The sequence below is a fragment of the Cupriavidus sp. CP313 genome (assembly GCF_054072015.1).
The window spans coordinates 1-20,930 of sequence record NZ_JBSVZB010000025.1; the positions used below are offsets into that span (position 1 = coordinate 1).

Sequence of the window (20,930 nt, forward strand, 5' to 3'; positions counted from 1 at the left end):
CTTCGTTTCGTCAACCGTTTTAGCAACTTTTTTCGCTGCGGTCAGCGCTGCAAACTTCGCTGCGCCAACCTCCCGGTCGACCCCGCAACCCCTTGCTGCGTCTGCTTTGCAGCGCTGCGTTGTGTTGCGAGGGGGCGAATATTAAGTGACCGCAGCGGGGTTGGCAAGGGGTATTTCGAAAAAAAGCCGAACTGCCTAAAAAAGGCATTCCAAGCCACTTCAGCCCTCGCCCGGCGCTGCTTATAGAATGGCTGTTCCGGCCCGCCGGGCCGCTCTCTTATAGATGGGGACGTTTGATGACTATCCAAGCGACCTGGCAACCAAGCCAGGGCAACAGCATCTGCCACCTGACCAACGGGACTGCCGAGTGGCAGGCCGACCTGGATGCATCTGCCGGCGGCGACACCCAATACCCGAGCCCGCATGACCTGCTGGATTCGGCCCTGGCCGCCTGCACCACGCTGACTTTGCAGCTATACGCCAAACGCAAGGGCTACGCCATCACCGAAGTCCATGTATCGGTCGGTCATGAAGAGGCCAACGGGACCTATACGATGAACCGCGAGGTCAAGGTCAGCGGAGAGCTTACGCCCCAGATCCTGGGTGACCTGCTCCGCGTGGCGAACCGCTGCCCGGTGCACAAGACCTTGTCGGGACAGTTTTCCATCCAGACTTCGATTGCCTGATCCCACCCGGCAAGATCGCACCCTTTGCTATTGCCATACTAAATGATAATCGTTAGCATTTAGTCTCTCGGGCTGTGACACGACCTGAGTCAGCAAATGGGTTCACCGGACACGCACGTGTCCGGTCTTTTCTTTCCGGCGACCCACCGTCGCGGCAGTCCCGTTCCGGCTGATTCCCTCCTGCCTGATGTCATCGTCCTGACGCGCGCGGTGCGATACCGTACCGGGCGTGAACCAGGCGCGCGCCCCACCCGTTCGAGGGGCATCCTGCCCCGGTGTGTTGGCTGGCCCACCAAGGTTTCGTCGCATTCCGGTCAAACCGGCGCCGCGCGCTTTATCTGCCATGCACCGCAGGCTTACCATGAACGGAAAGCAGAACAAGTAGAAGGCGCCAGTAGAAAGCGCCGATACATCGAAGCGAGCGGGGGGTTCCTTGACCAACTTCATCGAAGCGTATTGCGCGCAGGTTCGGCTTGCGGGCGCAGTCGGCGTGATCGCCAAACCGGTTGTGGTGGCACAGGACGGCACCTACGCCATGCACTACGTGCCCTGCGAATACCTGAACACGCAGGCACCCCTGGTGCTGGTCAGCACCACGCCCGGCCACGCCCATGTGCGGCTGGCCGCCGCCGTCACCGAAGAACTGATGCGCGCCCATGCACCCGGCCGCGTGATCCAGCGCGAGAACAAGCGGCGCGTCGAGCTGGGCGGCAAGCTGGTGCGGCCCAACCTGATCCGCATGCTCGACCACTTCCGGGTGCCGGAACTGGTCGGCCTGCCGCACGCCGCGGCATTGTGGAACGACGGGTTCGAGCGCCTGCAACCGCTTGCCTTGCTGCCGCATGCCACCACGCGGCGCGGTCTGGCGTTCGACGGCCCACTGGAAGAACTGCTGGAGACCCCGATGCTGCGCGAGGTATTCGAAGCGCAGTTCCTGGGCACCGTGCGGCAGATGCGCACTGATGCGCTGTACATCGCGCTGGGCCGTACCGCCTGGGCAGGGCTGCGGCATGCAGTCAGCCGCCGGCTGCTGGCGAAGCCTCAACTGCTGGGGATGATGCCAGTGCCCGCGCGCGCCGGCAGCATGGTGCGCTACTTCCTGCGCGAGATCACCGCCAGCGACCTGTCGGCCAAGGATCCGGTGCGCCATCGCGTGGCCTGGCTCGATGCCGCCCATGCCGAACTGGAAGCCAGCGTTCGCAAACTGCGCACTGCCATCCGGCCCGACCCGCACTCCGCCTACCTGATCGCGTAAGCGATCACTCGCCTCCAAGATTGTGCTCGACAGACCCCACCGAAGTGGGGTCTTGGCGGCCCACGTTGTGCCGATAACGTCTCCTGAGGCATCTGACACGCCTCGCATTCCCGATTTTTAGCGGCCCCGCGTGGGCCGCGATTTTTTTTGGGATCGCCAATTGGCGTCTCCCCGTCAAGCGGCTATGCCGGTGGCGGCGTCTGCCCGACGCTTCGCCGCAGCGCATCCGATACCTGCGCCATCAGCGTGGCGTCGTCATCGACCGCGCGGCCGCTGGCCAACAATGCCTCGCGCACGCTGACGACCTTGCCCGCGTCATAGCGCCGGCCGCTGTCGATGGCCGCTTCGAACGCATTGGCGCGCGCGTTGATCTGCACGGGGTCGGCGCTGACCAGCAGCACCGCATGGGCCAGCACCAGGTGGCGCTGCCCGTCGGGCGCTTGCATGGCCGCGGGTGCGCGCCGCCAGTACTGTGCCGTGCCGGCGATCTTGCGCGCGGCTTCGGGCGGGCCCCAGGCCAGGTTGTAGCGGCCGTCGCAGAAGGAGCCGGCCACCGCCTGCCAGTGCGTGTCGACGCCCAGCGATTGCAGCGCGTCGCCGATGACCTCGCACAAGTGCAGGTAGACCGCGTCGCTGCGCGCACCCGGCGGCTGTCCCACTGCGTAGGCCAGGCTCAGGTTGAGGATGCCAGGGCCCTGCGGCACCAACCCGCCGCCCGACATGCGCAGGAACACCGGGCATCCCTGTTGCGCGAAGTCGGCGCGCGCGGTTTCCAGCGCGGCGTGGCGCAGGTAGGTGCGCGGCACCACCAGCGACAGCGGCGCCTCCCACAGCTGCGCCACCTGCCGGCCCTGTGCCGCGAGATCGAGCAAGGCCAGCTCATCCTGCAGCGGGTCGCTGCCCGCCTGCCCGGCATGGGCCGCATCGACAAATTCAAACGGCATGGGATGGCACCAGCCTCCGGATGGCAACGTGCCGAGTCTAGCAAGGCTAGGCATTGAGCGCATCGAAGTACGCCAGCGCCTTCGACGCATACATGGCGCCGGGTCCGCCGCCCATCTCGATATTGATGGCCAGCACTTCGGCCAGCTGCTCGCGCGTAGCGCGATGGCGCAGCGCCTGGCTGGTGTGGAACAGCACGCAGTCGTCGCAGCCCTTCTGCACCGCCAGCGCGACGGCAACCAGTTCCTTGACGGCGGCCGGCAGGCTGCCGTCCTGCGTGGCGGCCTTCATCACGCCCTGGAAGGCGCTCATGGCGGCGGGCTGGGCCTGGCCGAGCGCACCGAATTGCTTGTTGATCTCGGTCAGGCGGGTCTTCAGGTCTGTGGTCATGAGGTGTCCTGTCTTGAATTCGAACAAGGCAAGCTGGCCGAGCGGATGGCGCCCTGGCGCGGGGCCATCCGCGCGCGGCATCAGCTGGCCAGATGCTTTTTCAGCAGCGCGTTGAAGTCATTGGCCTTCTCCATCTGGCTCATGTGGCCAGCATCGGCAAAGACCTTGACGGTTGCTCCCGGCGGCGCGGCTTCCACGTGCGCGGCCGGGATGATCTGGTCCTGACCGCCCCACACCACCAGCACGCGCTTGCCGCTGCCGGCCAGCCGCTGGCCAGGCTGTTCGCTCTGGCGGCCACCGCCGAAGAGTCCCTGCCCCAGCGCCGTCAGCGCCTCGGTGACGCCGTCCAGCCGCTTGTAGCGCAGCAGGTCGTCCAGCATCTGCCGGCTGACCACCCCCGCGTCGGCGAACAGCAGTTCGACCACGGGCTTGAGCTCGCGCCGGGACTGGGCACTGACGAAGCCTTCGGTATAGCCGCTGTTGACGGCATCGCCAAAGCCCACCGGCGACACCAGCGCCACCGACAGCACCCGCTGCGGTGCATCCACCGCCAGTTGCGCCGCCACGCCGCCGCCCATCGAATGGCCGACCACGTGCGCCGCCTCGATCCCGGTCTCGTCCATGAAGCGCGCTACAAAGCCGGCCATCTGCGCCAGCGTCGTGCCCGCGAGCCGCGGCGACGACTGTCCGTGGCCGGGCAGGTCGAGCGCCACAACGGTGTACGCGTCGGCCAGGGGATCGAGGTTGAACAGCCAGTTGTCCAGGTCTCCGCCAAATCCGTGGATGAAGAGCACGGTTTCGGCGCCGCCACCCTTGCGGGCATAGCGGACCCGGATGCCGTCGACATCGGCAAACTGGTACGCGGCAGCGGCGTCTTCTTCGCCAGCGTCGTCCGCCGGCGTTTCATAAGCCGCGACATAGTCATCGATTTGCGCATCGCTCACCTCCGCAGGTGCCAGCACGCCCAGCAGCGCTTTCACCGGCAGCACGTCGCCGGCCTGCGCCACCTTGCGGCGCAGCGTGCCCGCGTCGGGCGCCTCCACCGCATTGGCGATCTTGTCGGTTTCCACGTCGAGGATCGGCAGGCCCACGGTAATCTCGGTGCCTTCGTCGACCAGCCACGCATTGACCGTGCCTTCCTTCATCGACAGGCCCCACTTGGGCATCACGATCGGGACAATCGTGGGGGAAATTGCGGTTGCCATCAGTGCTTGCCTCCCTTCATGGTCTTGCGCGCGGCGGCCACGATCTGCGCGGCGCTGGGAATGTACAGGTCCTCCAGCGTCGGCGAGAACGGCACCGGCGTATGCGGCGGGCACACCATCTCGATGCCCGCCTTGAGCGCGCCGAACGCCTGCTGCGCAACCTGCGCGGAGATATCGGTGGCGATATTGCAGCGCGGGCTGGCCTCGTCCACCACCACCAGGCGGCCGGTGTTCTCGACCGATTCCAGCACGGTGTCCATGTCCAGCGGCGAGAGCGTGCGCAGGTCGATCACTTCCGCCTCGATGCCCTCCTTCGCCAGCGCGGCGGCCGCTTCGAGCGAGCGATGCACCATCAGCCCATAGGTGACGATCGACACGTCCTTGCCATCGCGCACGATATTGGCTTCGCCGAACGGGATCGCGTAGGCGCCTTCGGGCACCTCGCCTTCCAGGCCGTACAAGTTCTTGTGCTCGCAGAAGATCACCGGGTCGTTGTCGCGGATCGCCTGGATCAGCAGGCCCTTGGTGTCGTACGGCGTAGAAGGGCACACCACCTTCAGGCCGGGGATATGCGTGAACAGCGGCGTCAGCATCTGGCTGTGCTGCGCGGCCGCGCGAAAGCCCGCGCCGACCATCGCGCGGATCACCACCGGGGTTTCGGCCTTGCCGCCGAACATGTAGCGGAACTTGGCGGCCTGGTTGAAGATCTGGTCGAAGCAAACGCCCATGAAATCGATAAACATCAGCTCGGCGATCGGGCGCATGCCGCAGGCCGCGGCGCCGATGGCGGCGCCCACGTAAGCGGATTCAGACAGCGGCGTGTCCAGCAGCCGGTCGCCGTGCTTGGCGTACAGGCCCTTGGTCACGCCCAGCACGCCGCCCCAGGCGTCCTTCTCGCCGTCCGCGCCGGCGCCGCCGACAATGTCTTCGCCCAGCATGATGACGCTGGGGTCGCGGGTCATTTCCTGGTCGATCGCCTCGTTGATCGCCAGCTTGATGCTCAGTTTGCGAGCCATGGTTTGTCTCCTGATATTGGGTTAGCGCGTGGCGGATCAGTAGCTGACGTAGACGTCGGTGAGCAGGTCTTCGGGCCCGGGCTGCGGTGCGGCCTTGGCCTCCTGCACGGCATGCTCGATCAGCGCGGCGACCTCGCGGTCGATGGCGTCGAGTCCTTCGCGCGCGACCACGCCGGCCTGGGTCACGGCGCGGCCAAACAGCTTCAGGCAATCCTTGTTGGCACGGATGTCGTCGAGTTCGCCGGCGGCGCGGTAGGTTTGCGCATCGCCCTCGAAGTGGCCGTAGAAGCGAACCATCTTGCATTCGAGCAGCGACGGCCCACCGCCTTCGCGCGCGCGCCGGATCACTTCGCCGGCCGCTTCATGGACGGCGAAGAAGTCGGTGCCGTCCACCGTCACGCCCGGAATGCCGAAGCCGGCGGCGCGGTCCACGTAGCTGTCCACCGCGGTGCCGTAATCGCGCGAGGTCGATTCAGCATAGCCGTTGTTCTCGATCACGAAGATCACCGGCAGGTTCCAGACCGCGGCCAGGTTCAGGCTCTCCAGGAAGGTGCCCTGGTTGGAGGCGCCGTCGCCGCAGAAGGTGATGCCGACCTCGCCCTTGCCGCGGAACTTGGCAGCCAGCGCGGCGCCGCAGATCAGCGGCGCGCCCGCGCCCAGGATGCCGTTGGCGCCCATCATGCCCTTGGACAGGTCGGCGATATGCATCGAGCCGCCCTTGCCGTTGCACGAGCCGCCCTTCTTGCCGTAGATCTCCTTCATCATCGCCACCGGATCGACGCCCTTGGCAATGCAATGGCCGTGGCCGCGGTGCGTACTGGCGATGCGGTCGCCATCGTTGAGGTGGTGCAGGATGCCGACGCCCGTGGCTTCCTCGCCCGCGTACAGGTGGACGAAGCCCGGGATGTCGCCGCGCCCGAAGTCCACGTGCAGGCGTTCTTCGAAATCGCGGATGGTGCGCATCTTCCGGTACACCGTCAGCAACGTCTCCTTGTCGAGCGGCAGCGCGGCGGAATCTTGAGAAGCTCTGGCTGTCATGTCTGTCTCCTTCGTTTTCAGGTGTTGCACTTCAAGAAAGGGGAAAAGCGAGCGGACGCGGTGCCCGCGCGTCATCCCGCCGCGGCGTGCCGCGGCAGGCTGCGCATCAGGTGGTGGCGCGCGGCATAGCGCATGCAGGCCGCGACGTCGATGCTGCGAAAGGCGTGGTCATGCAGGGTGACGGTGACTTCGTCGTCCGGGCCGAAGGCCAGTTCGCGCTCGCCGTCCAGCGCGACAATGCCGCTGCGCTGGCGCACGCGATGGGGCCGGCCGTGTTCAAGCCGCTGCCAGCCGGCCACCGGCACGGTGCACATCAGGCCGGGCGCGATCGGCGCGCACAGGTCGAATTCGCCGTCGCCGGGCGCGGCCAGCTCGATCGCGAGGCCGCCCTCTTCGCGCCGGCCCACCGGCTCCAGCAGCCCGGCGATGGATGACAGGCCGATGGCCTCGGGGTCGGCAAAGGACACGTAGACCGCGGCAAGCGTGTCGGTCTTCCACAGGGCGCGCGCGCCGATGAAATGCTCACGCGAGATCACCGCATCCACCAGCGCAATATCGCGGCGAAAGCCGCCGTTGCCGTCGCGGATGACGATGTCGAGCCGCTTGTTCGACGCCAGCGCCTGCGCAGGGGGAATGCGGCCCGCGGCATAGAGGCCGGTGGCCAGCCCGGTGATGGTGGGCTCGCGCATTTCGGGGTAGGCATTGTTGGTGCCGGTCGACAGGCCCGCGATCGGCACCGCGCCGCACTCGCGCACCACCGCGCGGTGGGTGCCGTCGCCGCCCAGCACGATGATGGCGGCCACGCCCGCATCGGCCATGCAGCGCGCGGCGCGCAGGGTGTCGTCGACGCGCGCGGTGACCGGCATGTCAAGGTAGTCGACTGCGGGCAGGCCCGAGTCCGGCCCCTGCCGGCGTGCCAGGTGCCGCGCCAGCATGACGCGCAGGCCTTCGCGGTCGGGCATCATCAGCACGCGCTCCACGCCGCAGGACGCCAGCGCAGCCAGCAGGCGCAGCACGATATTGACGCGGTCGGCCAGCTGCAGGCTATTGGCGTTGGCAATCACACGGCGGATGTCGCGCGCGGAAATCGGGTTGGCGATGATGCCGACCACTGGCGCGATCTGCGCGCTGGCGCCTGCTGCGTGCCCCATTGCCTGTCTCCTGTTGTCGTTGTCTTGCCAGGCGTATTTGCAATGGCTGTGCCAGTGCGCGCAGGCAGTCAAAACCGGGGAAACAGGGGCGTCAGCGGGGTCGGATCCGAGGGATTACCCCGAGGCGGCAGGGCAAAAACGACGCTGCGCTGTGACAGGTGTCACAGCGCAGGTGTACAGGGGATGGACAACCGTATCGCACGGACGGCGCGCGTGCGCCGTGCTGCCTGCCGGCTTATGCGTCGGTGGGCTCTGGGCCGCCGTCGCGCCGGTTGGGGGACTGGATGCCGTAGCGCTCCATGCGCCGGTACAGCGTCATGCGGCTGACGCCGATCTGCCGCGCGACCGCGCTCAGGTTCCAGCCGGAAGCGCGCAGGTATTGCATCAGCAGCATGCCTTCCGGCGGCAACTGGTGCGGATCGAACGGTGCGGCAGCGGGTGACTGGACGGCTCCGGGCTGCGGCAGGGCGGCGGACGGTGCGGGTCCCGCCAGGCTGTCAGGCAGGTCCGGCACATCGATATAGCCGTCGGCGCAGACCGCGCGCGCGTACTCCAGCACGTTGCGCAGCTCGCGCAGGTTGCCGGGCCAGCGGTGGCGGTGCAGCCGCTCGCGTGCCGCGGGCGACAGCGTGATCTCGCTGCCCTCTGCGCCCCCTTCCTGCAGCAGCTTGCTGACCAGCCAGTCCAGGTCAGTGCGAGCACGCAGCGGCGGCAGCGTAAAGCGTGCGCCGTTGAGGCGGTAGTACAGGTCCTCGCGGAAGCGCCCGTCGGCCACCAGTTGCTCCAGGCTGTGGTGCGTGGCGGAGATGACCCGCAGCCGCACCGGCACCGGCCGCGCGGCGCCGACAGGCAGCACTTCGCCCTCGGCCAGCACGCGCAGCAGCCGCGACTGCAGCTCGCGCGGCATGTCGCCGATCTCGTCCAGGAACAGCGTGCCGCCGTCGGCCTCCTGGATCAGGCCGCGCTTGCCGCGCGGGCCTGCGCCGGAGAAGCTGTTGGGCAGGTGCCCGAACAATTCGCTTTCAATCAGTGTTTCAGGGATCGCCGCGCAGTTCACCGCTACGAACGGCCCGCCGCGGCGCGCGCTGGCAAGATGCAGCGCCTTGGCCAGGAACTCCTTGCCGCTGCCGGTCTCGCCGTGGATCAGCAGGTTGATGGGCGAATCGACCAGGCGCGCCGCGCGCTGCAACTGCTGCTGCAGCGCGGCATCGCCGCCGGTCAGCGCCGCCAGGACATCCGGCATCGCCACCTGCGTTTCGGCGGGCGGCGCCTGCCAGCGCAGCGCGGGCGGCAGCACGCTCAGGTACAGCAGGCCGCCGCTGCGGGTCAGCGCCACCAGGCGCTGCTCGCTCGGGCGCGAATAGACATAGTGGCCCAGGTCCTCCAGGCGCGCGTCGAACAGCGTCTCGAACCGCTGGCCCAGCACGGTGGCGCCCGGTGCGCCACCCAGCTCGCCCTCCAGCATCAGCCTGGCGCGGTGGTTATGGCCGACGATGCGGCCGGCCTCATCCAGCGCCAGCAGGTATTCGGGATTGACGTCGACGAACTCCGGCGCCACGTTCAGCTTCAGGATCCAGTCGCGGCGGTGCGCGCGCAGGAAGTTGGCGTTCTCGATATGCGCGGCGTAGATGCGCACCATCTGCAGCGCCAGCCCCTGGCTGTCCTTGGCCTGCGGCGAGGTCAAAGCGGAGATGTCGAGGATGGCGTGCAGGTTGCCGTGCGTATCGAACAGCGGCGCGGCGGTGCAGGTCAGCGGGATATGGGTGGCGTCGAAATGGTCGGCCTGGTGCACCGTCAGCGCCTGGCCGGTGGCCAGGGCGGTGCCGACCGCGCAGGTGCCGGCGCCGCTCTCGCTCCACTCGGCGCCCAGGTACAGGCCCGCGTGGCGCAGCGCGGCATCGCTGCGGGCCTCGCCGATATAGTCGACGGTCACGCCCTGCGCATCGGTCAGCAGCACCACATAGCCCAGGCCCGCCACCTGGCCGTACAGGCTCTGCAGGCCGTGGCGCGCGATGCGCGCGAAGTCGTCGATACGTTCCTGGTGTTCGCGCAGGCGCGGCTGCGGCAGGATGCGCGCCTCCTGCATGCGCGACGGATCCAGGCCGTACTGGTGCACGCAGCGGCGCCATGAGTTCTGGATGATGGCGTCGTGCGCGATCCGGTCCGCAAGCACGGCCGGCGGGGCAAGGTATGTGGTGGCCTGGACCACCGTCTCGATGTGCTCGCGTTGCCGCAGGTCCATCGCTGTCTCCTGTCGTCGCTGCCGTCGGCCCCACGGGTTCCGGATGATGCGTAAGGGGCGGTGGATCGGGCGGACTGTCGGGCGCGTGCTGCGGGAGCCGCGCCTCTGTGTCTCGGGCCTTCTAATGTATCCGAGCGGATCGGCGGTGCGCAAACAGGATTAGGGGAGGCACGCTCGCGGGCGCACGCCGCAAGTGCGGCGCACGCCATACCGGAGCATCGCAGGCGCTCAGAGGGCTGACGAGGTCTTCAGGCTGCGCGCCGCATCGGCGGCGATGGCGAACGAGCGCAGGCGCGCCTGGTGATCATGGATCTGCCCGGTCAGCATCAGCTCGTCCGGGCGCAGGTCATCGACAAAGCGCTGCATGCCGGCACGCACGGCGTCAGGATCGCCCACCACAGAGCACGCCAGCGAGCGGCGGATATGGTCGGCCTCGCTCTCGTTCCACAGCGATTCGATATCGTCCACCGGCGCGCGCAGCTGCCCCGGAGTGCCGCGCACCAGCGCCAGGAACTGCTGCTGCAGCGAGCTGAACAGGCGGCGCGCCTGGTCACCGGTCTCGGCCGCGAACACGTTCAGCCCTAGCATCACGTAGGGTCGGTCCAAGGATTCCGAGGGCCGGAAGGTGCGCCGGTACAGGTCCACCGCCTGGCGCATGAAGCCCGGCGCAAAGTGCGAAGCAAAGGCGAACGGCAGGCCCATCGCCGCGGCCAGCTGCGCGCTGAACAGGCTCGAACCCAACAACCAGATCGGCACCTTGAGCCCGGCGCCGGGCACCGCGCGCAGGCGCTGGCCGGGGCGCACGTCGTCGAAATAGGCCTGCAGTTCTTCCACGTCCTGCGGGAAGGTATCGGCGCTGTCGGCCGACAGGTGGCGGCGCAAGGCGCGCGCGGTGGCCTGGTCGGTGCCGGGCGCGCGGCCCAGGCCCAGGTCGATGCGGCCCGGGTAGAGCGAGGCCAGCGTGCCGAACTGCTCGGCGATCACCAGCGGCGAATGGTTGGGCAGCATCACGCCGCCCGAGCCCACGCGGATGGTCCTGGTGCCATTGGCGACATAGCCGATCAGCACGGCGGTGGCAGCGCTGGCAATGCCGGGCATGTTGTGATGCTCGGCCAGCCAGTAGCGGTGGTAGCCCAGCTGCTCGGCATGGCGGGCCAGGTCGAGCGAGTTGCGCATGGCCTGGCCGGCATCGCTGCCTTCAGGGATGGGGGCCAGGTCCAGCACGGACCAGGCAACGCCTGCGCCGTTGGGGATAGAGTCGTGATTCATGTGGTGGATGGCGGGCGGCTGGTGCCGCACGCGGGCAATGCGTATGGCTCGCTATCTTAGAGACCCAGGCGCGATCGTGCTGGCGGCCTGATCGCGGCCCTTCGGGCGGCGTGGGTATATTCGGGGGCACGAAAGATTGAGTCGCGCCGCGCTTGCCCGTACCATGCAGCCCGATGCGAAGGAACAAGCGATGACACTCAAGACACTGGACGGTGCGCTGGCCCTGCTGACCCACTTCACCGTGCGCCAGCCGACCTGGGGCGTGCGTGAGCTGGCCAAGCACAGCGGCGTGCACTACGCCGTGGTGCACCGCGTGCTGGCCACGTTTGCCGCCAACGGCTTCCTGGTGCAGGACGCGGCCACCGGCAAGTATTCGCTGGGACTGCGGTTGTTCGAGCTGGGACAGGTGGTGCGCAAAAGCTTCTCGCCCGACGAGATCGTGCGCCCGGTGCTGGAAAAGCTCGCCGCGCAAAGCGGCGAGACCGTGTTCCTGTCGTGGCTCGATGGCCATGAGGGCCTGTGCGTGGGACTGGTGCAGAGCCAGCACCAGCTGCGCTTCTCGATCGAGCTGGGCGAGCGCTTTCCGCTCTATGCGGGCGCGCATGCCAAGGCCATGCTGGCCTTCCAGGACGATGCCTTTCGCGATGAGGTCTACCGCCAGGGGCTGGCGCGCATGGCCCCCCACGCGACGCTGGACCGCGAGCGCATCGAGCAGCAACTGGCCGAGGTGCGCGAGCGCGGCTGGGCCCACACGCGCGAGGAAGCCGCCGCCAGCGTGGCCGGCCTGGCGTTGCCGCTGTGGTCGCGCGACCGCAGCGCGGTGGTGGGCTCGGTCGCCATCGCCGGGCCGCAGCAGCGGCTGGACGAAGCCGCGGTGCCGCGCCTGCTGGAGGCGCTGCGCGATGCCAGCGGCCGGCTGGAAGACGTCATCGGCTTCGTGCGCTGACGCGCCCCTCGCTCACACCAGCAGGGCCTTGCCCACGGCCCCGCCCAGCACGCGCTGGCCGATCGCATGGCCCAGCGCGCGATAGCTCTCCCATTGCGCCTCATCGAAGAACTGGTCGCCGGTGGCCTCCTGGGGAAACGCGGGATGGGTCGCGCCGTAGTGGCGCACGTCGGCCGGCGCCCATGACACCAGCCGCGGCTTGAGCAGCACGATGCGGCAGGTGCGCGCGCGTGGCGCCCCGCACTCCGGGCCGGTGCGATAGACGTCGAGCAGCACCGCGCATTTGTCGCCAGTCGGCGCGCCCGGCAGGAAATCATCCGGTACGCCGAAGACACGGCTCAGCACCGGGTGCGTGGTGGCAGCCTCGGTATCGACCACGATCTCCAGCCCATGGTCGATGCGCGCCAGCCGGATCAGGTTGGCCAGGTCGCCGAAGCGGTAGTCGGGGTCGCCCCCGCAATCACACAGCACGATCAGCGAGACATCGCGGCCCGGGCGCAGCAGCTCGTACACGCCGGTGTTGTCGAAATGCCCGCCATCGGACAGATACTGCCAGCCACGCCGCGTGCCGTGGAAGCGCGCGCTCAGTTCGCAGCCCAGGTAGTACTGCGTGCGGAACAGCGCGATGCCCGCGGCCAGCCACGGATGCGTGGCGCGTTCCGGATGGCGCCGCGCGCGGCCCCGGCGCCCGCCTTCGCGCGCGTGGCTGGCCGGATACGACGGCCACCATGTGCCCAGCCGCAGGTTCGCCAGGCCGAGCAGCAGCGAGGTGCCCAGCGTGGTCGCGCGCCCCAGCCCGGTGGACACAGCCGCGCCCGAGATCGCGATCCAGTCGCCCACGGTACGCGATTCGGCCAGCTTGCCCGACGACGGCCATGACACATCCGGGCAGCAAGCCCAGCCATCGATGGTGAAGCGTGCGTAGGCGTCCGGCGGCAGCGCCGCCGCCGCGCCGGCCTGCGCCACGCAGGGTCCGGGCGCCAGGCACAGCGGCATGCCCTTGCGGTCGCGCTGCACCAGTTGCGCGGCCGGATCGACGGTCAGGTTCAGCGTGACGTTGATCAGGTGCAGCGGCGCCAGCACGCGCGGATCGTAATACGCGTTCAGGCTGAGCTGGTCGCCGGGCACGGGCTCGGCCACGCTGAAGCGGGCGCGCTGGCTGCCGTCGCGGTCGGCACTCGGATCGGGGGCCGCGAAGCGCTCCCCGTTGGATGCGCCCAGGAACGCGCGCGTGAGCCGCGCCGCGTAGAACGGCTGCAGCGTCGACAGGTTCAGGAAGCCGGAGAAGCGCCCCGCCACCAGCGCCAGCACCAGGCTGACCACGGTGAGCGTGGCCAGCGCCGGGCCGGTATAGACGTTGCCGAACACCAGCCAGTCGACCGGCTCGCGCCCGTCCCAGCGCACCCACAGCACCAGCCACGACCACAGCACGAACAGCAGCAGCGCCAGCACGGCCGCTGCCGCGCCCGCCAGCAGCGACACCGGCAGCCGCGCGCACAGCGCGCGCCAGGGCGTGTCGGCGCTGCCCTTGCGGCCGGCATCGAGCCAGCGCGAGCCGTAGTGCACCAGCCAGACCAGCACGCCCAGCACGGTTGCGGGCAGCGCCGCGCCCCACTGGTGGTGGGCCTGGTGGGCAAACAGGTAAGCGGTGCGTGCGATGGTGTCGGCAATGCCCAGCGCCGCCAGCCACAGGGTCAGCGTCAGCGCGCCACGCAGTGCGCGCGTGGCGCGCACGCGGTAGGCGGCCACGGTGCGCGGCTCGCCCTGCAGCAGCGCCAGGCACCACAGCACGCCCAGCAGCGTCAGCACGCCCAGCGCGGCAAAGAGCTTGCCGATGACCAGCCCCGAACCGAGCCATTGCGACCAGCGCGCCGCGGCCAGCAGCATCAGGCCCAGCAGCGTGGCAAGCAGCGGCGCGGGGCTCAGGAAGCGGGCCGTCGCCTGCGGATCGTTGGCGCGCGGGTAGATCAGCCAGTAGGCCAGCCCGGGCGGCGCCGCGCCAGCCAGCGCGGTGGCCAGCGGCAGCCACAGCAGCGTGCTCCACCAGATCGCGCATTCGCCCTGGTTGAAGGCCTGCCGCGCGTCGTGCAGCAGGTCCATCTCATAGCGCCCCAACCCGTAGGAAACCCCCACCGCAATGTGTTGCCCGAGCGCCAGCAAAGCCAGCAGCACCAGCAGCGCGCTGCCGATCACGAAATGCATGGCCAGCCAGTTGCGCACCACCAGCGCGGCGGCATAGAGGGTGTCGCCGGCGCCGGTGGGCGACAGGTAGCGGCCGTTCTCGCGCAGCCATGCCACCGCGCCGCGGCCGGGGTCGGCGGCGTAGGACACCGAGGTATGGATGCGCCCCGGCGGCTCGCATTGCAGCGTGTGATAGGCGTCGGTGGCGGCCTGGACCGGGCCCGCACCGCGGCGCAGGCGGCCGGGCACAAACAGGCTGACGAAAAAGGCGCCGAGGTAGCCGCCGCCGCTGACGGTGGACAGGTAGTCGAACTGCGCCAGCAGCGAGGCCAGGCCCGGCACGGTCTGCGCCGCGGCGGCGGTGGCGGCCGCCGGCGTCGCGGCTTCCGGCGCGGGGGCCGGCGCCGCCGCCTTGGCGGGCATCGCAGTGCCCGCCATCGCCTGCATCACGCCCAGGCAGAAGGTGGCGCTGCGGATGCCGCCGCCGGACAGCGCCAGGGCCCAGTTGCGCTGGCCGTCGCCGGCGCGCGGCGCAATGCCGAGCTGGCGGCGGCGCTGGGCGATGCGGGTGGCCTCGTCGCCAGATCCGCCGGATCCGCCGGTTCCGTGGTGTTCCGCGGCCATGCGCGTCCTCCCGGTAGCAGTCGGTCTGCGCCAAGTATAGGCGGCGGCGCTCCGCTGTTGCCGGCGCCAGGCATGCGCCCGGCGTGGCCAGCCGGCCCCGCGTTAACCCTGATTGTTGAGAGCCGGGCCGAAGCCTAGCATTTCTCTGTATCAGAGACGTTGTCTCTTATATAGAGACACAAGCAGTCGACGCAACCACCCACCATGCTCAAGACCCTGGACGGCGCCCTGGCGCTGTTGACCCACTTCACCGCCCGCCAGCCCAGTTGGGGCGTGCGCGAACTGGCGCGCCACAGCGGCGTGCACCACGCCGTGGTGCACCGCGTGCTGGCGACCTTTGCCGCCAATGGCTTCCTGGTGCAGGACGCGGTTGGCCGCTACGGCTTGGGCTTGCGCTGGTTCGAGCTGGGACGAACACGGTCTCGCCGCATTCGCGCGCCAGCGCTTCCAGCGCGGGCTGCACCACCTCGGCCGGCGAAAACGTCTTGCGCTGTCGTGGCTGGACGGTGGCGAGGGCTTGTGCACGGATATCGCCCAGAGCCAGCACCAGCTGCGCTTTTCCATCGAGGTGGGCCAGCGCTTCGCGCTCGACGCGGGCGCGCACGCCAAGGCCATCCTGGCGTTCCAGCCGGAAGCGTTCCGCTGCCAGGTGGTGGGCGACGCGCCCGAACTGGAAGCACGGCTGGCGCAGATCCGCGCCGACGGCTGGGCCTACACCTGCGAGGAATCCGCCGCCACGGTGGCCGGGCTGGCGCTGCCGCTGCGCCACCGCGACACCCAGGCGGTGGTGGGATCGCTGGCCATCGCCGGCCCGCTGCAGCGCCTGACGCCTGAGGCGGTGCCGCGGTTGCTGGAGGCGCTGCGCACCGCGCGCAACACCATCGGCCCGGTGGCGGGTTTCATGCGCTGAGCGCGCTCAAGTCATCACACACAACAGACAAAACCAGACAACACTACGGGGAGCGGTGGACAACATGACCATGCCAACACAACTGAACGCGCCGATGGCGGCGCAGCCTGCAACACGGACACGCTTCATGGAGCCCTTGCTGCTGCTGGTCTCCGTGGGGCTGTCGGTGTTCGGCGCCATGATCGGGATGCAGCTGATCGTGTCGCTGGGGATCTCGGCCAACACCTCGATCATCGGCGCGCTGATCGCGATCGTGTTCTCGCGCATCCCGCTGGAGATCACGCGGCGCTTCCGCGTGCTGGAGCGGCAGAACCTGGTGCAGACGGCAATCTCGTCGGCCACCTTCGGCGCCGCCAACTCGCTGATGATCCCGATCGGCGTGCCATACGCGATGGGCATGCCGGAACTGGCCACGCCGATGCTGATCGGCGCGGCGATCGCCATGTTCGTCGACGGCGCCATGCTGTACTTCCTGTTCGGCAGCAGGATCTTCCCCGCCACCGGCACCTGGCCGGCCGGCATCGCCACGGCAGAGGCCATCTGGGCCGGCGACCGCGGCGGGCGCAAGGCCGCGTTCCTGGGGCTGGGCATTGCCGTGGGCGTTGGCGGCGCCTGGCTGGGCGTGCCGATGTCCGCGTTCGGCGCGGCCTTCCTGGGCAACCTGGCGGCACTGACCATGTTCGGCATCGGCCTGCTGGTGCGCGGCTATTCGGTGGCGCTGACCGGCGTCGACATCGCCAAGGCCTATATCCCGCACGGCCTGATGATCGGCGCGGGCATCGTCGCGCTGTTCCAGGTCGCCAATGAAATCCGCCGCGCGCGCTACGCCCCGGCCGCTGACGCACGCACCATCGAAGTCCCGGCCTCGCGCGCCAGCCGCATCCTGTCGGGCGGCTTCCTGATCTACCTGGCGATTGCGCTGCTGATCTCGGTGCTGGCCGGCCATGTCTCGGACATGTCGCTGGGCATGCTGGTGGTGTTCGTGCTGTATGCCGCCTTTGCCGCCTATGTGCATGAGCTGATCGTCGGCATCGCGGCGATGCATTCGGGCTGGTTCCCGGCCTTCGCGGTGGCGCTGATCACGCTGACCATCGGCATCCTGATCGGCTTCCCGCCGACGGCGCTGGCGGTGCTGGTGGGCTTCTCCGCCGCCACCGGCCCGGCCTTTGCCGACATGGGCTACGACCTCAAGACCGGCTACCTGCTGCGCGGCGAAGGCCGCGACATGGAGGCCGAGCTGGCCGGGCGCAAGCAGCAGTTCCTGGCCGCGATGATCGGCTTTGCCGTGGCCGCGGTGGTGGTGCTGGTGTTCCACGGCACCTTCTTCGCGCAGAACCTGATCCCGCCGGTGGACCGCGTCTACGCGGCCTCGATCAAGGCGGGCTCGTCGGCGGAGATTGCCCGCAACCTGGTGATCTGGGCCATCCCCGGCGCGCTGCTGCAGCTGATCGGCGGCTCCAGGCGCCAGCTCGGCATCCTGCTTTCCACCGGCATGCTGATTGCCTCGCCGCTGGCCGGCTGGGCAGTGCTGGCCGGCCTCGCGATCCGCTTCGTGCTGCAGCGCCTGCGCGGCGACAAGCACGTGGCCGAGATGAGCGCCTTTGCCGGCGGCGTAATTGCCGGCGACGCGCTGTTCAGCTTCTTCGGCTCCGTCACCAAGCTGCGCAAGTAAGTGCGCAACTGAGTCTTACCTCGGGGCGCGGTCGCCGCGTCCCGCCTGTCAATACCCGAGACGTTCCATGGATATCCAAGCCATCCAGGCCATCCGCGCCGACACCCCGCTGACGGCCTCCACCATCTATCTCGACACCGCCGCGGCCTCGTTGCCGCCCGACGCGGTGCTCGATACCGTGCGCAGCTACCTGCTCGATACCGGCCATGTCGGCATCTACCTGCCGGCCTTCCGCAAAGAGACCTATGCGCGCGTGGAAGCGGTGCGCGGCAAGCTGGCCGGGCTGCTCAACTGCGCCGCCGACGAAGTCGCCTTCACCAAAAACGCCACGGAGAGCATCTCCATCGTCGCGCGCGGCATCGCCTGGAAGGCCGGTGACGAAGTGCTGGTGGCCGACACCGAGATGCTCAGCAACCTGCTGCCCTGGCGCCGGCTGGAGCAATCGCACGGCATCGTCGTGAAGATGGTGGCGGCCAATGCCGAAGGGCTGCTTTCGCCCGAGGCGTTCGAGGCCGCCGTCACTCCGCGCACGCGTCTGCTCACCTTTTCGCACCTGCCCAATTCGACGGGTGCGGTGCAGCCGGCCGCGCCGATCTGCGCGGTGGCGCGCCGCCACGGCGTGCTGTCGCTGGTCAATGCGGCGCAGAGCGTGGGCATGCTGCGCTCGGACGTGGCCGAGCTGGACTGCGATTTCCTGGCTGGCGGCGGCCGCAAGGCGCTGCGCGCGACCGAGGGCTCGGGCTTCCTGTATGTGCGCCGCGCGCTGATCGAGCAGATCGAGCCCGCGCTGGTGGGCTGGTGGAACGGCGCCTACGACCGCGCTACCGGCGCGCTGTCGCTGGTGGCTGGCGCCAAGCGCTTCGAGGCTGGCTGCCCGATCGTGCCGGCGATCCTCGGCATGGGCACCGCCATCGACTACGCGGCCGCCATCGGCATCGACGCCATCGAGGCGCGCGTGCGCGACCTGACCGGGTACGCGGTGGCAAGGTTCGCGTCGATCCCCGGCTTCGAGCTGTACGGCCCGGCCGACGTGGCCAACCGCATCGGCATCGTGCCGTTCAATGTGCGCGGCGTGGACCCGGCGCGCATCGTGGCCGCGCTGGAAGCGCAGCAATGCATCATCGAAGCCGGCAACTTCATGGCCGACGCCATCCTGGCGCGCTACGGCGTGTCCACCATGGCGCGCGTCTCGCTGCACTACTTCAACACGCATGAAGAGATCGACCGCGTGGCCGCGCTGATCCGCGCCGCGATCGCCTGATCCCGCATTGCACCTCACCAGACTCCTGACGGAAACCAAGACATGACCCAACGCATCCTCCTGATGAGCAGCTCGCGCAAGGACAACCTCGGCTACCTCGAGCACGCCGGCGAGCAGATCCACACGCTGCTCAGGCGCGAGCCGCGCAAGGTGCTGTTCGTGCCGTTCGCCGGCGTGACGTTCAGCTTCGACACCTATGAAGGCATGGTCAAGCCGGTGTTTGAGACGCTGGGCTACGCGCTGGAATCGATCCACCACAGCGCCGATCCGCTGCGCGCCGTGGAGCAGGCCGAGGCCATCGCGGTCGGCGGCGGCAACACCTTTGCGCTGCTCAAGCGCATGTACGACGCCGGCATCGTCGACGCGATCCGCGCCAGGGTGCGCGCGGGCACGCCGTACGTGGGCTGGAGCGCCGGCAGCAACGTCGCCTGCCCGACCGTCCGCACCACCAACGACATGCCCATCGTGCAGCCGCCGTCGCTGCGTGCGCTGGGGCTGGTGCCGTTCCAGATCAACCCGCACTTCATCAGCGGCAAGCCCGCCGGCCACAACGGCGAAAGCCGCGAAGAGCGCCTGGCCGAGTTCCTACACATCAACGCGCCGGAGCAGGTGTTTGCGCTGCCCGAGGGTTCGGCGCTGTTCTCGGACGGCACCCGCGGCACCGTGCTGGGCGAGCGCCATGCGCTGTGGTTCCCCGCCGAAGGCAAGGCCGAAACGATTCGCGAAGGCGAGACGTTCCCGCTGTCGCAGATCACCGGTCCGGCCGGGATGCAGGACTGGCCGGGCTTTGCTGCCTGAGCCGGCGGCACCGCCTTGAGCCGCTGACGCACTGACCCGGGCCGGTCCCGGCCACAACAAAGAGAAAACCGCCCCGCGGGCCGCGCCGTGCCGCCCGCGCGGGCCCCCTTTTGCCCTTCGGAGGAGAAAACAAGATGAGCCACACCATTCGCCACGCCGCCCGCCTGGCACTGCCGGTGCTGCTGGGCCTGCCGGCCGCCGCGATGGCGCAGTCCGGGGTGACGCTGTACGGCGTGATCGATACCGCGCTGACCTACCAGACCCACTCGAACCCCGCGGGCGATGCCCAGGTCGGGCTGCAGCAGGGCGGCGAAGGGTTCCTGTCGGGCAGCCGCTTCGGCCTGCGCGGCATTGAAGACCTGGGCGGCGGCATGAAGGCCGGCTTCGTGCTGGAAAACGGCCTGCTGGCCGACACCGGCAAGCTGGACCAGCAGGGGCAGCTGTTCGGGCGCCAGGCGTATGTGAAGATCGGCAACCAGTGGGGCGAGCTGGCGCTGGGCCGGCAGTACACCACCGCCAACACCATGCTGTACTACGTCGACCCGCTCGGCGTGGGCGCGGCGCCGTCCAATGCGTGGATGGTCTTCCTGACCGGCCAGCGCTACGACAACGCTGTCAGCTACACCGGCAACTTCGGCCCGGTATCGGTGATCGCCGAATACGCGCTGGGCGAAACCGCGGGCAACACCCGCGCGACCTCGTCGATGTCGTTCGGCGTGAGGTACGCCGCCGGCCCCATCAGCGCAGTGGGCGACTTCCAACAGACCCGCGACAGCCAGAGCCGCGCCGCGCGCATCTACCTGGCCGGCCTGAAGGCCGCGGTGGGCCGCGCCAGCCTGTTCGCCAACTACATCCACAGCGACCGCGACGCGGGCTTCGATTCGTCCAAGGGCGGCACCGACACGGCCACCATCACCAGCATGTCGACCGCCGCCACGCCGACCAACCGCGCCGCCATCAGCTCGGTCTTTGGCGGCAGCCGCCACGACGACTTCTTCACGCTGGGCGCGAGCTACCCGGTCACCGGCAGCGTCACGCTGATCGGCAGCGTGATGCACAACCGCACGCGTGCCGACGGCTTCAGCGGCAACCGCACCACTGCCTATGCGGTCGCCGACTACGCCTTCAGCAAGCGCACCGATGCCTACCTGGCGCTGGCCTACGACCGTGTGCACGGCGACTGGTCGGGCCTGTTCGGCAACAACACCACCAGCTGGACCGGCGGCAGCGGCAAGCCGCTGGACGGGCGCGACAGCCAGGCCACGGTGATGGTCGGCCTGCGCCACCAGTTCTGACTTTTTGTAGACGCCCTGCCCGCACCGCGCGGGCAGGGCACATTATTTG

The 20,930-nt window shown here is 69.0% G+C and carries 16 protein-coding genes and 1 pseudogene; 8 read left to right on the forward strand and 9 right to left on the reverse strand.

Features of this window, described 5'->3' with window-relative positions; all coding sequences use genetic code 11:
- Positions 1-296 precede the first annotated feature (296 nt).
- Positions 297-686, forward strand: a complete 390-nt coding sequence (locus ACW4E8_RS28385; protein ID WP_456807546.1) for an OsmC family protein — start codon at positions 297-299, stop codon at positions 684-686.
- Positions 687-1,119: 433 nt separating this feature from the next.
- Positions 1,120-1,941 (forward strand): hypothetical protein, encoded by an 822-nt coding sequence (locus ACW4E8_RS28390; RefSeq protein ID WP_456807547.1) that lies wholly within the window; start codon positions 1,120-1,122, stop codon positions 1,939-1,941.
- 182 nt (positions 1,942-2,123) lie between these two features.
- Here ACW4E8_RS28390 and ACW4E8_RS28395 read toward each other — a convergent pair whose 3' ends face one another.
- The 8 genes from ACW4E8_RS28395 to ACW4E8_RS28430 all read right to left on the reverse strand — a co-directional run bounded on the left by ACW4E8_RS28395 (position 2,124) and on the right by ACW4E8_RS28430 (position 11,194).
- Positions 2,124-2,885 carry a lipoate--protein ligase family protein gene (locus tag ACW4E8_RS28395; RefSeq protein ID WP_456807548.1) on the reverse strand — a complete coding sequence of 254 codons (762 nt, stop codon included), beginning with the start codon at positions 2,883-2,885 and terminating at the stop codon, positions 2,124-2,126.
- Positions 2,886-2,931: 46 nt separating this feature from the next.
- On the reverse strand, positions 2,932-3,273 hold the full coding sequence (locus ACW4E8_RS28400) for a carboxymuconolactone decarboxylase family protein (protein WP_340525849.1): 342 nt from the start codon (positions 3,271-3,273) through the stop codon (positions 2,932-2,934).
- 80 nt (positions 3,274-3,353) lie between these two features.
- A complete protein-coding gene (locus ACW4E8_RS28405; RefSeq protein ID WP_456807549.1) occupies positions 3,354-4,478 on the reverse strand; it encodes an acetoin dehydrogenase dihydrolipoyllysine-residue acetyltransferase subunit in 1,125 nt (374 codons plus the stop codon).
- Positions 4,478-5,494, reverse strand: coding sequence for an alpha-ketoacid dehydrogenase subunit beta (locus ACW4E8_RS28410; protein WP_340525846.1), 1,017 nt, complete (start codon positions 5,492-5,494; stop codon positions 4,478-4,480). Before ACW4E8_RS28410 ends, ACW4E8_RS28405 begins: the two co-directional genes overlap by 1 nt.
- 36 nt (positions 5,495-5,530) lie before the next feature.
- Positions 5,531-6,532, reverse strand: a complete 1,002-nt coding sequence (locus ACW4E8_RS28415) for a thiamine pyrophosphate-dependent dehydrogenase E1 component subunit alpha (protein ID WP_456807550.1) — start codon at positions 6,530-6,532, stop codon at positions 5,531-5,533.
- Between the two features lie 71 nt (positions 6,533-6,603).
- A complete protein-coding gene (locus ACW4E8_RS28420; protein WP_456807551.1) occupies positions 6,604-7,683 on the reverse strand; it encodes an ATP-NAD kinase family protein in 1,080 nt (359 codons plus the stop codon).
- A 235-nt stretch (positions 7,684-7,918) separates the two neighbouring features.
- Positions 7,919-9,925: a sigma-54-dependent Fis family transcriptional regulator gene (locus ACW4E8_RS28425; protein ID WP_456807552.1), complete on the reverse strand. Its 2,007-nt coding sequence runs from the start codon at positions 9,923-9,925 to the stop codon at positions 7,919-7,921.
- A 228-nt stretch (positions 9,926-10,153) separates the two neighbouring features.
- Positions 10,154-11,194 carry an LLM class flavin-dependent oxidoreductase gene (locus tag ACW4E8_RS28430; protein ID WP_456807553.1) on the reverse strand — a complete coding sequence of 347 codons (1,041 nt, stop codon included), beginning with the start codon at positions 11,192-11,194 and terminating at the stop codon, positions 10,154-10,156.
- A gap of 190 nt (positions 11,195-11,384) precedes the next feature.
- Between ACW4E8_RS28430 and ACW4E8_RS28435 the strand changes: the two genes are divergently transcribed.
- The gene (locus tag ACW4E8_RS28435; RefSeq protein ID WP_456807554.1) at positions 11,385-12,140 is read left to right on the forward strand and encodes an IclR family transcriptional regulator; all 756 of its coding nucleotides are present in this window, start codon (positions 11,385-11,387) and stop codon (positions 12,138-12,140) included.
- 12 nt (positions 12,141-12,152) lie between these two features.
- Here ACW4E8_RS28435 and ACW4E8_RS28440 read toward each other — a convergent pair whose 3' ends face one another.
- Complete coding sequence (locus ACW4E8_RS28440; RefSeq protein WP_456807555.1) at positions 12,153-14,945, reverse strand: hypothetical protein; 2,793 nt, start codon at positions 14,943-14,945, stop codon at positions 12,153-12,155.
- A gap of 204 nt (positions 14,946-15,149) precedes the next feature.
- Between ACW4E8_RS28440 and ACW4E8_RS28445 the strand changes: the two are divergent.
- From ACW4E8_RS28445 to ACW4E8_RS28465, 5 genes and pseudogenes are all read left to right on the forward strand, one after another.
- Positions 15,150-15,855 (forward strand): annotated as a pseudogene (locus ACW4E8_RS28445) (IclR family transcriptional regulator).
- A 64-nt stretch (positions 15,856-15,919) separates the two neighbouring features.
- Positions 15,920-17,527 carry an OPT/YSL family transporter gene (locus tag ACW4E8_RS28450; protein WP_456807556.1) on the forward strand — a complete coding sequence of 536 codons (1,608 nt, stop codon included), beginning with the start codon at positions 15,920-15,922 and terminating at the stop codon, positions 17,525-17,527.
- A gap of 67 nt (positions 17,528-17,594) precedes the next feature.
- Positions 17,595-18,788, forward strand: coding sequence for an aminotransferase class V-fold PLP-dependent enzyme (locus ACW4E8_RS28455; protein ID WP_456807557.1), 1,194 nt, complete (start codon positions 17,595-17,597; stop codon positions 18,786-18,788).
- Positions 18,789-18,830: 42 nt separating this feature from the next.
- Positions 18,831-19,586 carry a dipeptidase PepE gene (gene pepE / locus ACW4E8_RS28460; protein WP_456807558.1) on the forward strand — a complete coding sequence of 252 codons (756 nt, stop codon included), beginning with the start codon at positions 18,831-18,833 and terminating at the stop codon, positions 19,584-19,586.
- Positions 19,587-19,720: 134 nt separating this feature from the next.
- Positions 19,721-20,881, forward strand: a complete 1,161-nt coding sequence (locus tag ACW4E8_RS28465; RefSeq protein WP_456807559.1) for a porin — start codon at positions 19,721-19,723, stop codon at positions 20,879-20,881.
- Positions 20,882-20,930: the final 49 nt, after the last annotated feature.